Below are 14747 nucleotides of genomic sequence, written 5' to 3' on the forward strand. Positions count from 1 at the left end.
AAGCGGGTCGATTGCATCGCGCCCGCTGTAGCCCAAAAAACACATCTGTTTCGACATATGAATAGCCCTGTCAAAGGGATCAGGTAGTCAGGCCAGGCATTATGCCGCCGGAAATAGCGGGAATCCGGTTCCGGAGAACGCTTCGGTGTCGAGCCAGAGGTACTGAAAGGATCTGCTCTTGAAAACCCAATCGTCTCCCGAGCGTTGCAGCACATCGAACGCAATGCAGTGATTGCGGTAGTACTTCTCGCCTGGGCCGCGTGCAGATTCATGCACGAATGTGCGGGTAGTTGCCTGATCACCGTCGATAACAATCACCCCCGGCAGTGCGAATTGGACGAAGAACTCCTTGCCTGCGCGCAGTTTGTGGAGCAGCGCCACGTTGTTGTCTGCGCCTTTGGAGTACTGGCCGTGAGGGGCTTGACCAATGATGAATTCGCCATCATCTGCCCAAACCGAGTAAAACATTGCGAGGTCTGCGCGAGTCGCGCTGTCGGCGAAACGTGCAATGGTGTTCCGGATGGACGCCTCGTCCATGAATTGCTGCAAGCGAGAAGGTTGGTCTGACATCATCGGCCCTCTAAGCCAGGGTTATATTGGATGCCTCCACTTTCGCGAACATCCGGCCCGACCACATCCTCGATAGTGCTAAAGCCTTGCCTGATCCTACCAACTGTTTTAGTTTGAGAAACCACTGGCCTGTCGCGAGTGCGACCAGGATCGATAGCCATCATGCTGGAACATCTCCTCGCAATAGTGAGCCGACATCGCGGTTGCGCCGATCTATCAAACACTCTTCCCCGACTGACAATCAGATCCACAGATGCTCCGGTTCCTCCGACCCCGGCTCTATTTGCGCCGAAGTTCTATCTGCTGCTGCAAGGCGCCAAGCGGATGAACATTGCCGATAGCACGTTTGACTGCCATCCGGGCACCTGTGCAGTGGCATCGGTCGGGTTACCGTTCGTGAGTGAAGTGGTAGAGGCGAGCCCGGAAAAACCTTATATCAGTGTCGAATTAATGCTCGATGCAGGGATCGTCGCTGGCTTGCTTCTCGATATGAGCAAGTCCACCCAACCGTATCCGCAGGCGGGCGCTATCTCTATCGCCCAAGCCGATAGCAGTTTTGTCGAGCCGTTGGTTCGCTTCATCGGTCTGCTTGACACGCCAGCAGAGGTTAAGGTGCTTGGCTCCCAGTTCGAGCGCGAGTTCTACTACCGCCTATTGTTAAGTCCGCTAGGCTCCAGGCTCTGCCAAATTGGAATGCACAACACCCGGTTCGGACAAATCAAAATCGCGGCAGACTGGATCAGCGCGAACGCCGATAAGCCGATGAGTGTGCATTGGCTTGCCGCTCATGTCGGTATGAGCGTCACGTCGTTCCACCGACATTTCAAGGCGGTTACTGCACATAGTCCGCTCGCTTACCAGCGACAACTTAGGCTACTCGCTGCTCGACGGCTGCTCGCATCCGGAGCATCAAATGTTACAGGTGTCGCATTTGAGACCGGATACGCCAGCCCCTCTCAGTTCAGTCGAGAATACAAGAAGGCTTTCGGCGTAGCGCCGAACCGTGACGCTTTATCACTGCGCCGCTGAGTTGAGCTTTTTCAATCGGATCAGGCTCGAATTGCGCGTGAGCCTCTATGCGTCAGGCGGCTGGAAAGCTTGAAGCGCATTTGAAGTCAATGTGTTTGGGTTGTTGACGAAGGCCCGGCGCAATGCCGGGGTTTTGGCTTTCAGCGCAGTTGCTGTTTGTACTACCCAATGGGGTTCTTAGTCTATGTGATGCGATGGTGGAGGGTCCGCTTCTGGCCGTTTTTTGCCGGTCAAGGCCACTCAGTGCGCTGGTCAAATCCGATGCAAACGACTGGTCAAGCCGAATGCAAATGGGTGGTCAAGTCCATGCAATTACGCACCTTGGGCCTCCAGATGGCGATCAAGAGCGTTCAATGAGTCGATGCCCGAAGCGCCGGTTGCAAAGAGCTCGTTAATCTCATGAGGGCTATCAACAACAGCTCCCGTAATCTCCCTTGTCAGTGACCGAGCGAGAGCCGGGCCTGCGGTTTCGCGGGCGTTGAAGTAAACACAGGGTTCCGGGCTACGTATCGCAGCTTGGGCGCACCATGATGTCTTTCCCGCCCCTGAGAAACCGCAAATGATGCGAATACGTTCGCCATTGATGAGCTCGGGTTCATCAATCTGTGGGAGGTAGTTGGCTTCGAGCGCCGGCAGCCGCTGAAGCTGTGTAAGGATCTGTTCGAAGAGGGCGGGCAGCATTTTTGTGTGAAACGTGTAGCCTCCCAGATCTTCGCGACCGGTAGCAGCGGCTTGCACCTTGCCCGCCAGCTTCCATACCAGTGACTCCGGTACCAGTACCCCATGGGGTACCATTTCTGCCAGTCTCACGCAGTCAGCTACCATGCGTGCCAAATCGGGCTGGCACGCCGGAAGGCAAGCGAGTTCCGTCGGCATCGCCTGGCCCGGATAAATGAAATGAACATCATCCGCCAGTTCCTTGCGCTCGATGCTGGCACTGAGCTTCGGGCCTGGAGGTTGGTTCGAGGCAACCACGAACACAGCTGTGCCGTGGCGCTGGCCCTGAGTATGCTGATCGCGAAGCTGCTGGAAGCGGTCAAAGGCAGTGTTGAGGTCACTAGGCACGAGCGGCTCGACACGCGTTTTGACTTGGACGTAGATGCGAGTGTCAGCGAGAGCGATTTCGACGTCCTCGTCACGCTCGATCACCAAATGCGATACGTCCGAGCCGTTCGCTTTCAGCAGGCAACCGACGGCGAACAGATGTTGATAGAGGAAACCACCATGAACAGCGGCAATACGCTTTTCCTGTGCCTCATCAAGGGTTGGATAATCGACCGACATGGAATTGTCTCTGTTGTTTGTGGCATTGGTGGCATGGCATGCGTGGGCCAAGCTCACTTCGTACACGCCAGAGAAACACCGTTGAACAACGCATGGGTGATACCGGCATATCGGGTGAGTACGGCGGATCCCATCCTGCCGTATCGGCCGTTGCCTGGCTAGCTGGAGTATCAACCCAGCCCGGGGAAAGGCTGTTCTTTGTAGCCTTCACCCAAAAGCATTTTCAGCTCTCGATTTTTCAGATCCCATGCTTCCTTTAAAAAAAGAGCTGGAGCATCGACAGTCCTCATCCATCAAGAACCTTTTTGAAACAGTGACTTTGCAAGGCTCTCACCAATTCTGGAGCGCCGCCATGCACCTGTTAGCGCCGCTCTGACCATTAGCCGGACTACGAAGGGCGCGGCCGGCCGCTGGAGGCTTTTCCGGTGGGATGCTAGTGAGTCTGAGCTTTCGGCCAGGCGCCGCTGGAATTACACCGGCTAGTGCAATCTCTACCATTATGGCGTTCATCATCCCCACTGGCTGATCCTGGTGCTCGTTCTGTGGCCGACGTTCGTGCTGGCGATGGGCATGGGGCAGCAGCCGTTTGGTCAGAAGTTTTAGGGGCGTGGGGCAGGCTTTCGGCAGTGCCCCTGGTCCCGACCAGCCAGGGGGACGGGTTTAACTGTGAACGTCAGTATCCCTCGGTATCACGCAGCAGCGTTTTTACGCTGCATTCCAATACGCTCGCAGCCGCCTTCCAACTCCCTTCAGTAGCTTTGGTTCGTAGTGCCAGCTCTGCCTGGAATTGCCTGGTCTGTTCCTCACGGCTGCCTGTTCGAACCGGCTCGGCAGTTGATAAGCCATGGACGACACCGGACCACTGTTGAAGAGCCTTGTCCAGCCAACCAGTCGCGCTGCCAGGTTCGAACCAAGCCATGCACAGCGCCGCAAGGCGCTGCAGATCTCGCAGGTTGCCGGTCAGGGGGTGTTCTGCCAGCCCTTTCTGCAGTGCCTGCGACCAGGGGGCGGCCGCTGGAAGGCGTGCATCGACACGGCAATCTGCCCAGACCCGCTGCCAGTCTTCCTGCAGGTCCTCGCGACATTCGCGCAAGGCGGGCAGCGATACGCAAAGGTGGCTCAGGCGATCGCACAGGTCCTCGTCCAGCCGCTCGCGCAGTTGGGCCATGGACAGGTTCGAGGCACAGACCAGTTCGAAGTCGGCGCTGATCTCTGTATCACTGCCGATGGGGCGGTAGCGTCGCTGGCGATCCTGGAACACCCGCACCAGCTGGCGCTGCACAGGCCGCGGCAGATCCTGGATTTCATCAAGAAATAGAATGCCGCCACTGGCCTGCGCGAGCAGGCCCTTGCGCGCTTGCGCGGCGCCGGTGAAGGCGCCCTTGACGTGGCCAAACAACAGACTTTCCGCCAGGCTCGATTCCAGGCCGCCACAGGCGAGGGTGACCACCTTGTCCGGTCGATGCTTGAGCAACGCCACCTGGGTTTCCACCAGGCGGCTCTTGCCGGTGCCGCGCTCTCCCAGTATCAGCAACGGAGCCCCTGCCACCCGGGCATAGCGAAACAGGCAGTTCATTGCCTCGCGCCGTGCTGCCGAGCGTGCCTCTGGATTGTAGGACGGCACGCCCGGCTCCAGCCGCTGTTGCCGGCGTATCTCTGCGAGGTAGCTACTGACCTCGAATGGTACGGGGTCAAGCCGTCCGGGTTGGGATGACCACAGGCGCGTGCCCACTGCAAATGCCCCACCGGCATGCAGGATCAACCAGACGCTGTGCATGGCAGGAGTACCCGGCGAGAGGTTCAGGTGCAGGCTCCCGACGACCGCCTTCAGCCTGGGCAGTACCTGGCGCTGGATCGCGTCATAGATGGCCTGGTGACGAGTGGGTCGGGCAGGCTGATCCTGATCGGTTCGATGTGCGCAGCGCCGATGCTGGGCGGAATGTCGGCAGCGCTTTGCGCCTGGACCAGGTAGATGACTCGGCTGACCTGGACGCCAAGCTCGGTAAGCTTGCCGAGCGCGCCTTCCAGCACCTCCAGGCCGGCCCGTTCTGCGTGCCAGCAAAGAAGCGTATCGCTCATGGGCGCTGCCTGCTGTCGATGACGACGGCGGCGGCACCGATTTCACCGAGCAACTGGACCGCAGGGGCCAGTTCGCCAGGCTGGCTGATGGCTACCGTGAGGCGCCCGCCCGGTTCGCGCAGCACTTTGGGGGCGTAGGGTCGAGGTTTCTCCTTGCCTTGCGCGGGGCGCATGTGCGGGCTGGCCTTCGGATTGCTGTAGGGGGCCGTTACGGTCCAGCTGCAGGTCAACTGGTGGGCCGGGTCATGGCTCTGCGAGGGCTGGGAAACGTCCGGGCGTGGTGCCTCCAGGTGGTGGGCGGACTCGGCAACCACCTCACCCAGGTTGATCTCGGCTGCGGCCAGGATCTGCACCGGGTCCAGTCGACCGTTGCGCCACAGCTGCACCTCGCCACTCAGGTCCCCCAGCACGGGTGCTGGCAGCAGTTGCCAGGGCGCGACGGCCTGCCAGTATTGCAGGCGCTGCTTGAGCTCTTCGGCCTGGCGCACATCCAGCAGCGCGCCAAGCTCGAAGCTGTCGTCCAGCCCGTGTGGCTCGAGGTTGGCCGACATCACCATGGCGTCACCGGCATCGGTCCACAGCGCCTTGGCATGCAACCACTTGAAACCGTGAACCTGCGCACCGCTTTCGGCGAGTGCCAACAGCGCCGGCATGGCCGACGGGCGTACCCGTGCCAGCACCGTCACCTTCAGCCCTTCACGGGCGCGCTGGCACAGCCGTTCGACCATCGGATGTTGCGGGTCCCAGCCGAAGCTGCTGACGATGATGTGGCTTGAGGCGTTGCTCAACGCCTGCAGCAAGTGTTGCGCGATGCCTGTGTGCTCGGCCGTGGTGGCGCGGATGCCAGCCTGGGGTGCCGGGTGCTGCACGTCCTTGATGGGTTTGGCGGCCTTGAAGTCTTTGCCGTTGAGCAATTCATGTTCCGCCGTTTGCCACATGGCCCAGCGCAGGTAGCCGGCAATGCCCTCGACTTGAGTCGGGCTCAGGCGCACTGCGAGTTCTTCGTTGCGGGTGAGGGCGCCCTCCGTGAGGTTGGCGGTGAGCAGGACGCCTGCCGGCCGGGTGTAGGGGTCGATCAGGACGACCTTGGCGTGAAAGTGCGCCGCTGTACGGAAAAGCACGGACTTGCCCAATGTCTTGAGCATCGCCTTGTGGTGCGCGTGGGTCTTCTGGTCGAACTCGCCCTGGCTCGGTTCCCTGCCCAGGCGCGCTTCCGAAGCCACCATCACATACACCCGCACGCCACGCTCGGCAGTGGCCTTCAGCGCTGCTTCGAAACCGGGGTCGGCGATCAGGAAGCTGCAGATCACTGCCATGTCCACGGCCTGGTTCAGCAGTGCGATCAGTTCGGCGCGCAGTGCGCCCTGGTTGCCGGAAACGTGGATCGAGTGGCCGATCTCCGGGGTTGGCGGGCGCTGCGCGCGGCCTCCTTGCCATGCTGCAGGCATGGGCAAGGCACGTTGGTCGAGCACTTCGGTGTGCGTGCGTACCCAAGGGTTGGTCATTTTGGTGTTCATCACAGTCCCCAATCTTCAGCGGCAACCAGGTGCCAGAGGGTGGTGGCGCGGCTGTTTTCGCGCTGTTGCCAGGTCTGTTCGGCAAGGTCCTTGCGCCGGGGGGCGCTCAGCTCGAAGCTGAGAAAAGATTCGTAGGCCTGCGTAGTCCAGGTTTTGAAGCGTTCGCTGCTGGCATAGTGATTGACGTGCTCGAGCAGGCGCCATTGTGCCCAGCGCTGGGCATCGTCGTGCGAGCGCGGGGTCAATGCCACGCGCGCGATGCGTAGGTCATCGAAACGACCCAGCTTGGCAAGCTGCGGCGCGGGTACACGCAGGTCGGCGCGCAGGCTGTTGCGCTCGGCATCCGAGCTGGTGTCGAAGGATCTTTTCAAGGCCAGCGCCTGGTCATCCCAGTCGTCCACCAGTCCGGCAGACTGCAGCAGCCCCTGCCAGACGGCTTGTGCGGTTAGCGGCGGGGCACTGGACGGGGTGTCGATGGGCGTCCCGTCGAGATTGCCGTGCAGCTGCAAGCCGCTATGATCGACGTCCCAGGTGGCAACCAGCGTCGCCTTGGTCTTCTGCGGCTGCAGGTTCTTTTCCAGAAGCTCGATGCGCAGCGCTTCCTTGTTGCCTAGGGGCGTGATGGTCTTGCGCAGGGCCTGGTTCAGCCAGGCAGGGATTTTCTCGTGGGTAGGGTGCTCTTTGCTACGGACATCCTGCCTGGCACGGGGCTCCTCGAACGGTTCGACCAGCAGCACCGGGCACTCCAGCAAGGTGTCATCACTGGCCCACAGCCGCCAGCAGGCGTACTCGGGCACGAACACTTCCTTGCGTTGCAAGGCATCCCGGCCGAGTTCGGTCAGGCTGTAGCTGCAACGCTTGGCGCCCTGTGCGCCGGGATCCGGCAACTGTTGCAGCAGCCCCAGCCCGCAGGCGATGTCCAGCAGGCGCCGCGCCGCAGCCAGGCGGGAGGGCTCACAGAACAGGTGCACGGCGATGTCGTGGGCGTCGATGGCCTCCTTCACGTCGGTCCGTTGCAGCAACGGCAGCAACTCCGGGCGCTGGGTGGCCCGGGCCACCTCACCGATCACGTGCCAGCAGAAAATGCTCACCTGACGGCTCAGGACGATATTGCCGCGTTCGGCGTTAGTTCTTGTCATGCAACGAGGTCTCCCAGGTCTTTTCAGCGGCGAGTTTGCCGAGCAGGCTGTCTTTGGTTTTACCCAGGGCATGGCGATCGCCCACGATGATCCGGCAGTAGCGCGCCCTGGTCAGGGCGACATTCAGCCGGTTCGGGCTCCGCAAGAAGGGGGTCATGTGATTGCGTACCAGCGACAGCAGTATCAGGTCGGCTTCGTGCCCCTGGAAGCGATCGACGGTGCACAGGTCCAGCGTGATGAACGGGCTGCCTTTCGGGCCCTTGGCGAAATGGCGCTGGGCATGGCCATTGGCGGACCACTTGCGCAGCGCGTTGCGCAATGCCCGTTCCTGCCCACGGTAATAGGTGAGAACCGCGACCTCCCAGGGGCGGCCATCATCCCTGCGGTTTCTGCCGGCCCAACGCTCGAAGCGCTTGAGTTCTGCGATGACCTCTTCGACCTCGGCCGGGTTGCTGTTCGATTGCCCGTCGAAGCGTGCCTTGACATGGCGCCAGGTGGCGGGGTGCCGGTCGTAGCTCCAGGTACGCTCGGCCGTCATCCGCGCTGGGCTGAACAGCGCCTGGCCCTGGTAGATATGCTGGTGCGAAAACGCCGCGATATCGGGGTGCATGCGGTGCTGATGGCTCAGCCGCACGTGCCGTGAAGCCAGGACCGCCTCGGGCAGGCCATCGCTTAGCGCGTTGCCGCTTCGCTCCTGATGGTTGCGGCCAAAACCCTCTTGCAGGGATTCAAGGATCGAGGGCAGGGCCACCTTGCGTACCCGGGCGACGTTCTTGTTCACGTGATCGGGCGCCACTCCCGAACCCTCGACTGGCATCAAGGCCTCGATCTGGCGGGCTATGCGCGCCTGTCCGGAGCTGTCTTCCTGGCTAGCGTGGCGTTGCTCGTATTCGGCATTGATGCGCCACGCAAGCTCCATGCTCCAGTCTGGCACAGGCTCTGCGGCACTCAGCCGCGGGTTCCGCCGGCGGGCCGCCGCCGCACGGCGCTCGAGCATGGCCGGTGCTTCGCCGCGCACAAGGGTCGTATCCAACGGCAGTTCATCCAGGCGTGCGCCGAGGGTTTCGCCTGCCCCCAGCACGATCCAGGCATCCTGCAGCGAAGTGGGGTCCTCAGCCTGTGCAAGGTTTACCCCCAATGCGGCGGCTTGAGCCTGGTAGGCCTGACGAGCCTGCGCGTCGGGGTTGGCAACCACACAGCCACGCCCCTGATGGCGGGCCATGAACGCATCGACGCAGGCGTTGCGCAGCCATGTCTTGGGCAGGCAGGCGTCAAGGTTGGCCGCCATGGCCTGTTCATCCACGTAAGGTGAGAGCTGCAGCGGATCGCCGACGATGATCCAGCGCTTTGCCAGTACGGCGGGAACGAGAAATTCGTGGAACGTGGTCTTGGAGGCCTCGTCGAGAATCAGCATGTCGTATGGCGGGTAGTTGCTGCGCCGGCGTTTGAGGTCCGGGTGCTGCAGGATGCCTGTGGTGGTGCCGCAGGTCAGGTTGGCGGTGCTGAGGACCAGTTCAGTGATCACGTGATCATCCTGGCGCAGCGCATCGAGCAGTGTCCGTTGCGCCAGGCTCGGGCTTGGCTGACGGCTCAATGCTGCTTGCAGTCGCTTGCGCTCGGTCGTTCGAAAAGTCTCCAACTGCCATTCGCGGGCCTTTTCGGACACGTTGCGGGTATCACCGATGCGGATGGGAATGATCTGGTCGCGATGGGGGTTGCGGGCGTCCATGAGTTTTTCCAGGACATTGTCGACGGCCACGTGGGTCGAAGCGCACAACAGTACCCGCTTGCCCTGTTCGGCCATCTGCAGGATCAACTCGCAGATCGCGGTGGTTTTGCCAGAGCCTGGTGGGCCTTCCAGCAACATGAAGTCGGTGGTGTGCAAGGCCTGTTCGACGAAGCGGCGCTGTTCGTCGGTACCGGGGCGCTCAAGGTCAAGCAGCAGTTTCCAGGCATCGCTCGCCAGGGCAGGGGCGAGCAATTCTGGCCAGCGCGCATGGTCGTTGGTCTCCAGCAGGCGCAGCAAGGGCCGGTGCTCCACCGAAGGTACGTCCTGCAGGCAGGCGATGGCTTCCTGCTGGCGCCTGAGGGTATTGGTGTTGGGGCGCAGCAACAACTGGCTCTCGGTGGGTTGGCGCTCCAGTAGCAGCCGCTGGCCGGCGGGGTCCCGGTCGAGGATGCGCAGGGAACGCTGGCGGTTGAACCTGAATTGCACGTCCAGGCCATCGGGTGCGGAAAATTCGTAAACCTCACGCGCGTCTTCGTCGAGAAACGCACGGAAGGTCGCTTCCGGCTCGCCGGGCCGATCTTCGGGCGGCTCCAGGCTGATCCAGAAGCCTGCGGGGTTGTCTTCGATGCCCTCCGGCCGAAAGGCGGCCGCCCACCCCAGCCGCTTGACGGCGTGGTCGCTGTTGAGGTGCTTTTCAGAGACCTGAAGGAAGTCGTTGAAGTCCTTGAGGCCGTGAAAAACCCGGCTCATGAGAATGTCGGGGCGGTGGTGCTGAAGGTTTTGGTAGTAGAGCAAAGCCATCGGTCAATTCCTGTTGGGACGGTCAGCAGGGTCCATTGCAAGTGGTATGCCTATGTGGTTTTCATGCTCAAGATATTGATTTATAAGTAAATTTCTATTCAGAGATAAACAGGTTACTGGCCAGACTTGGCCATTCGCAGACATAGTTGTCTATCGAGGCGAACCAGCTTAACGGATGATGGCTAAAAGCTATATCCTGTGGTGCCTGCGCGAAGAGGACAAGGAGCGAGACAGGGTGTCGAACCGTAGCCAACTGGGATGGGTGGACTTTTCCAACGAAGACCGTGAACGGGTCAAGCATGCGCTCAGCCAGCTTGCGCAGCCCGGCACGCTGGACGAATTGGGCATCGGGGGCTTGCGCGATGCATTCTCCGACCTGATGTTCCCAGGGTTTTCCACCCTGCAGACCCGGGCCAAGTATTTCATCGCCGTGCCGCGGATCATCCGCGATTACCTGCAGCTCAGTTGTGCGCGCCAGCGCAAGCAGCCACTTGCCCACTACCTGGAGGAACAGGAGGCGCATCTTTCGGAGTTGCTCAGGGTAAAGCACCATAATTCTGGCCAGACCGGTATCTCCGGGTTCTCCCTGCAAAAAGGCGAGCGGGTTTCCCGGCAGCCATCGTCCATTTATTGGGTTGGCTTGCGCACTTGGAAACTGATCGATACCCAAGGGTCGCTGCGCCAGTTCGCGCAGGCCATCGGCTCGGCAGAAGAACCCTGGGCCGGTCTGCAGGAAGAGGCGGGAGATGACAGCGACGCCCACAGCCCGTCGAGGCTCGTCCACCTAGATCGCCATGATCCGGCTTGGCTTGACGGCGTCAGCATCGAACTGACCGATTCGGAGGCGCGCTTCTTGAGCGAAAAGCTCAAAACCGGGCCTGAGTATAACCTCGTTACCGAGCTTGAACGATCCGATCTGCGCGAGCAGGCGCTGGTCAAGGGAAAGGCCGGGTTTCCGGCGCTGGCAGCCTGGGTGGGCGATCAGACGCAACTGCCTCGCCAGACCCGCGACAGCGTGGCCATGGCGCAGGCGTTCAGTGAGCTGATTTACGGTGCCCATCTGCGCTTGAACATGCTGCTGGTGCGTAACGGCGCCGAGCACCGGGCGTTGCTGGATACCTACAGCGAATACTGGGACGCCTGGCGTTTGCAGGCCCATGCCCACCCGCAGGAGGTCGATCGATGGCTGGCGCACACCAAGGTTTCGCTGGCCGGCCACACTAGGTTCTGTACGAAAAGTACTGCCGTAGGCATCGCAGCGTGCAAGCCAGCGTGACCATCGCGCCAAAACTTCTGGCGAGCTTGTCGTAGCGGGTGCCGATTCTCCGGTTCTCTTTCAGCCAGCCAAACATCCGCTCGATGATGTTCCGTTGCCGGTATTTCGGACGATCAAACAGTCGGGGTAGTCCTGGCTTGGGTTTGCGCTTCATGGTGCGCTGCAGAATCACCGGCTGCATGCGATAGCGGTCGCAGTACTGGCGCAGATGCTCGGCATCGTAACCTTTGTCTGCCAGTAACCAACGGCAGCGCTTACGAGGCCGTCCCGACTTTCCGGGGATACGCACCTGATCCAAGAGCGGCTGAGCATGTGCAATGTCGCTGGCTTGCCCCGGTGACAGCATGAAGCGAAGAGGTATCCCATTGGCATCGCAGATCAGGTGAATCTTGGTGGTCAGGCCGCCTCGACTACGTCCCAATGCATGGTCTACCGGTTCTTCTGGCCCCCCTTTTTCCCGGCGCCAGAAGAGGCTCGGGTTGCGCGCAACGCAGTGGAGTCGATCATCCACGTATCCAGGTCAATCAGGCCTTCCTGATTCAGCCGGACGTGCAATCGCTCAAGTACTCGGTCAAACGTACCGTCGTCTCGCCAGTCACGGAACCGTTGATACACCGTCGACCACGGGCCGAAACGTTCCGGCAGATCACGCCAGGCGGCTCCGGAGCAGAGGATCCAGAAGATGCCGTTGAGCACCAGCCGATCATCACTTCGAGGTCGGCCCATCTTCTGTTCCGGGGAAACCAGATCCTTGATCAACTCCCAGCCCGCATCCGGGAGTTCGTAGCGCCTTGCCATGTGGGCCTCCAGCCAATCATGGCGGCGATTCTACCTGCATCGACTTTTCGTACAGAACCTAGCAGACGTCATCTACTATCTTCATCAGCTGATGGAACAGCGACGTTTTTTCGTAAGTCCCCAAGCCCGCCCATGCGGGCATTTTCCTTTGAGCTCAAGGCAGAGCGAATTAACTGTTTTGGGTGCCGCCGCCATCTTTATACGACAAAGCCCTGATTATTCAAGGCTTTGTCGTTTCTGGAGTTTGATTTTCTCAGCTGCCTCTCCGCGGAACGTTTGTCCATCTCTTCGACGAGCTCCGCAACCTACTCTCCAGAAATCGATGCAGGTCCAGGAGACATTCACGTAGCTGGTGAATGGCCCGATCTTCTAACCCGGCGCGACTACTTATCCGACTCAAGCCGCAGGTTTGAGCACAACTTTTGTCCAGCCATTGTCACGCGCATCGAAGTGCTTATAGGCCTCAGGCCCTTCAGCGAGTTTCAGTCGGTGCGAAATGATCTGCGCGGGGTTGGCGCGACCGTGGTAAATGAGCTCAGCCAAACGACGGTTGTAGACTTTGACGTTGGCTTGCCCGGTGCGAATCTGCTGCCCCTTGAACCAGAAAGCTCCGAAGTCGAAGGCCATCTTACCTTGCTTGGCGAGGTCATTTTTGGCACCTGGATCTTCCGGCACAAACACACCTACGACACCGATTCCACCGGTAGCCTTGGTCGAGGCGACGAGGTTGTTCATGGTCAAGTGATTGGCTTCATGACCATGACGGTCGCAGCACTGATAGCCCACACATTCGCAACCGCGATCAGTCCCCTTGCCATGAGTCAGATTGAGAATCTGATCCACCGCGTCCTTCCCCAGCGAGTTGATTGGCGTGGCGCCCATCTGAGCAGCAAGCTTCAATCGGTCAGGATGGTTGTCGACCACAAATACCTGCGATGCACCTTTGATCATCGCAGAGTGAGCAGCCATCAGACCCACCGGGCCGGCACCATAAATGGCAATGCTCTCACCCGGTAAAAGACCGGCCAATTCCGTGGCGTGCCAGCCCGTTGGAAAGATGTCGGACAGCATGACGTAGTCGTCTTCACGCTCTTGCGCATCCTCAGGTAGCACCAGACAGTTGAAGTCTGCGTAAGGCACTCGGAGCAATTCAGCTTGCCCACCTTGATAGGGCCCCATATCGGCAAAACCATACGCGGCGCCTGCGCTACCGGGGTTTGCAGTCAGGCAGAAACCCGTCAGGCCCTTTTCACAGTTTTCGCAGAAGCCACAACCGATGTTGAACGGTAGGCAAACGCGGTCGCCCACCTTTACCCGATCAACACCGGCTCCCACCTCGATTACCTCACCGAGGTTCTCATGTCCAAATACACGACCTGTCTCCATCGAGGTACGGCCTTCGTACATATGCAGGTCTGAACCGCAGATGTTGGTCGTGGTAATTCGAACCAGGGAGTCTGTGGGTTTTTCAATTTTGGCATCGGTAACATTTTTTACACTCACGTCACGTGGGCCGTTGTAAACAATGGCTTTCATGTTGTTCTCCCATTGGCAAAACGAAAGATATGTTTCGTTTGCTCAAACTTATAGTTAAGAAGGGAATGAACGTATGTTCAAACAATTGATGAGGGAATTGACCAGCGGTTGAACGGTCGCGGTAGGAATGGCAGTCACCTGCCACCCCCGCACAGATCCGTACGTGCGGAACTACCGCATACGGCTCCTGCCTTGGGTTTTGACGCCGAAGCGGGTTATGGGATGCGGATGCATTGGTAGCTCTCTTGGATAGGGTATGAATAGCCGGGCCAACGTAGCCATGCGTTCCCAGTTCAGACGGTGCCGCTGACTTCGCCGTTTAAGAGCATGCCTCCACGCACCGATCACTTCACGGCGAAAGGCATCCAGTCGCCGTGTGTTACCGGGGACGTGATAGTAGTTGCAGTAACCTTTAAACAGACGGCTCGACCATTGTCCGATTACCGGGACGGGCTCATGTCTGCGCTTGTGTAACTGCGCCCGTATCTCCCTGATTGTCGTTCTCATACGCTTGGCGATGGTCACGCGTCTAACCACAAACATCCCGTTCTTGGTTTTGTCACAGATATGCGTGAACCCGAGAAAATCGAAAGTTTCCGGTTTTCCTTCTCCGCGCTTCTTGCGATCTTCGATCGCGAACCAGCCAAACCGTAGCAAACGTGTTTTCTCTGGATGCAGTGTCAGGTTGAACTGGGCTAGTCGAGCCTCCAACGCCTGGCGAAAACTCCATGCATCTTCATGCTTTTCAAACCCAAGCACACTGTCGTCTGCGTATCGCACAGCAATCATCTGACCTCGTGCAGTACGCTCGCGCCATTGCCTGATCCACAAGTCCATCACGTAGTGCAGGTAGATGTTGGCAAGCAACGGTGAAATAACGCCGGCAACAATAGAGCAAACTCTTGGATAAACTGGGGGCTGCGCATTGCCAGGGAGAGTTTTGCTCCGAGGTATGCAGGATGCCCCGACGTCGAGATTGTTCTCGTCAT

General features: G+C 59.8%; 12 protein-coding genes. 2 read left to right on the plus strand and 10 right to left on the minus strand.

Annotated elements, in window-relative coordinates:
- Positions 1-99: 99 nt before the first annotated feature.
- Positions 100-537, minus strand: a complete 438-nt coding sequence (locus A7K61_RS01550) for a nuclear transport factor 2 family protein (RefSeq protein WP_171905446.1) — start codon at positions 535-537, stop codon at positions 100-102.
- A gap of 195 nt (positions 538-732) precedes the next feature.
- Here A7K61_RS01550 and A7K61_RS01555 point away from each other — a divergent pair, with 195 nt between their 5' ends.
- On the plus strand, positions 733-1599 hold the full coding sequence (locus tag A7K61_RS01555) for an AraC family transcriptional regulator (RefSeq protein ID WP_069556797.1): 867 nt from the start codon (positions 733-735) through the stop codon (positions 1597-1599).
- Positions 1600-1911: 312 nt separating this feature from the next.
- On the opposite strand, the gene A7K61_RS01560 is transcribed toward A7K61_RS01555, so the two are convergent.
- From A7K61_RS01560 to A7K61_RS01585, 6 genes are all read right to left on the minus strand, one after another.
- On the minus strand, positions 1912-2883 hold the full coding sequence (locus tag A7K61_RS01560) for a hypothetical protein (protein ID WP_256557687.1): 972 nt from the start codon (positions 2881-2883) through the stop codon (positions 1912-1914).
- 673 nt (positions 2884-3556) lie between these two features.
- Positions 3557-4660 (minus strand): sigma-54 dependent transcriptional regulator, encoded by a 1104-nt coding sequence (locus A7K61_RS01565; RefSeq protein WP_083263028.1) that lies wholly within the window; start codon positions 4658-4660, stop codon positions 3557-3559.
- 50 nt (positions 4661-4710) lie between these two features.
- The gene (locus A7K61_RS01570; protein WP_069556799.1) at positions 4711-4962 is read right to left on the minus strand and encodes a hypothetical protein; all 252 of its coding nucleotides are present in this window, start codon (positions 4960-4962) and stop codon (positions 4711-4713) included.
- Positions 4959-6479, minus strand: coding sequence for a phosphatidylserine/phosphatidylglycerophosphate/cardiolipin synthase family protein (locus A7K61_RS01575; RefSeq protein WP_069556800.1), 1521 nt, complete (start codon positions 6477-6479; stop codon positions 4959-4961). The genes A7K61_RS01570 and A7K61_RS01575 overlap by 4 nt, the downstream gene beginning before the upstream one ends.
- Positions 6479-7618, minus strand: coding sequence for a hypothetical protein (locus A7K61_RS01580; protein ID WP_069556801.1), 1140 nt, complete (start codon positions 7616-7618; stop codon positions 6479-6481). The genes A7K61_RS01575 and A7K61_RS01580 overlap by 1 nt, the downstream gene beginning before the upstream one ends.
- Positions 7605-10148 (minus strand): DEAD/DEAH box helicase, encoded by a 2544-nt coding sequence (locus tag A7K61_RS01585; protein WP_069556802.1) that lies wholly within the window; start codon positions 10146-10148, stop codon positions 7605-7607. The genes A7K61_RS01580 and A7K61_RS01585 overlap by 14 nt, the downstream gene beginning before the upstream one ends.
- A 235-nt stretch (positions 10149-10383) precedes the next feature.
- On the opposite strand from A7K61_RS01585, the gene A7K61_RS01590 reads away from it, so the two are divergent.
- Positions 10384-11424, plus strand: coding sequence for a DUF6361 family protein (locus tag A7K61_RS01590; protein WP_139129444.1), 1041 nt, complete (start codon positions 10384-10386; stop codon positions 11422-11424).
- Here the strand turns inward: A7K61_RS01590 and A7K61_RS30695 are convergent.
- The 3 genes from A7K61_RS30695 to A7K61_RS01605 all read right to left on the minus strand — a co-directional run bounded on the left by A7K61_RS30695 (position 11369) and on the right by A7K61_RS01605 (position 14625).
- A protein-coding gene (locus A7K61_RS30695) for an IS5 family transposase (RefSeq protein WP_139129445.1) occupies positions 11369-12222 on the minus strand; the annotation gives its coding sequence in 2 pieces (ribosomal slippage) (positions 11369-11880 and positions 11880-12222; 855 coding nt in all). The two genes, A7K61_RS01590 and A7K61_RS30695, sit on opposite strands and share 56 nt — an antisense overlap.
- A gap of 396 nt (positions 12223-12618) precedes the next feature.
- The gene (locus A7K61_RS01600) at positions 12619-13758 is read right to left on the minus strand and encodes a glutathione-independent formaldehyde dehydrogenase (RefSeq protein ID WP_069556805.1); all 1140 of its coding nucleotides are present in this window, start codon (positions 13756-13758) and stop codon (positions 12619-12621) included.
- 171 nt (positions 13759-13929) lie between these two features.
- Positions 13930-14625 carry a reverse transcriptase domain-containing protein gene (locus A7K61_RS01605; protein WP_256557688.1) on the minus strand — a complete coding sequence of 232 codons (696 nt, stop codon included), beginning with the start codon at positions 14623-14625 and terminating at the stop codon, positions 13930-13932.
- Between the last annotated feature and the right edge of the window lie 122 nt (positions 14626-14747).

The sequence above is a fragment of the Pseudomonas sp. AP42 genome, from assembly GCF_001728935.1.
In the GTDB taxonomy this organism is placed as follows: Bacteria; Pseudomonadota; Gammaproteobacteria; order Pseudomonadales; family Pseudomonadaceae; genus Aquipseudomonas; species Aquipseudomonas lactis.

Coding starts and splice junctions, on each gene's coding strand:
- A7K61_RS01550 (WP_171905446.1), bottom strand. CDS start 537: ATGGACGAGGCGTCCATCCGGAACACCATTGCACGTTTCGCCGACAGC.
- A7K61_RS01555 (WP_069556797.1), top strand. CDS start 733: ATGCTGGAACATCTCCTCGCAATAGTGAGCCGACATCGCGGTTGCGCC.
- A7K61_RS01560 (WP_256557687.1), bottom strand. CDS start 2,883: ATGTCGGTCGATTATCCAACCCTTGATGAGGCACAGGAAAAGCGTATT.
- A7K61_RS01565 (WP_083263028.1), bottom strand. CDS start 4,660: ATGCACAGCGTCTGGTTGATCCTGCATGCCGGTGGGGCATTTGCAGTG.
- A7K61_RS01570 (WP_069556799.1), bottom strand. CDS start 4,962: ATGAGCGATACGCTTCTTTGCTGGCACGCAGAACGGGCCGGCCTGGAG.
- A7K61_RS01575 (WP_069556800.1), bottom strand. CDS start 6,479: ATGAACACCAAAATGACCAACCCTTGGGTACGCACGCACACCGAAGTG.
- A7K61_RS01580 (WP_069556801.1), bottom strand. CDS start 7,618: ATGACAAGAACTAACGCCGAACGCGGCAATATCGTCCTGAGCCGTCAG.
- A7K61_RS01585 (WP_069556802.1), bottom strand. CDS start 10,148: ATGGCTTTGCTCTACTACCAAAACCTTCAGCACCACCGCCCCGACATT.
- A7K61_RS01600 (WP_069556805.1), bottom strand. CDS start 13,758: ATGAAAGCCATTGTTTACAACGGCCCACGTGACGTGAGTGTAAAAAAT.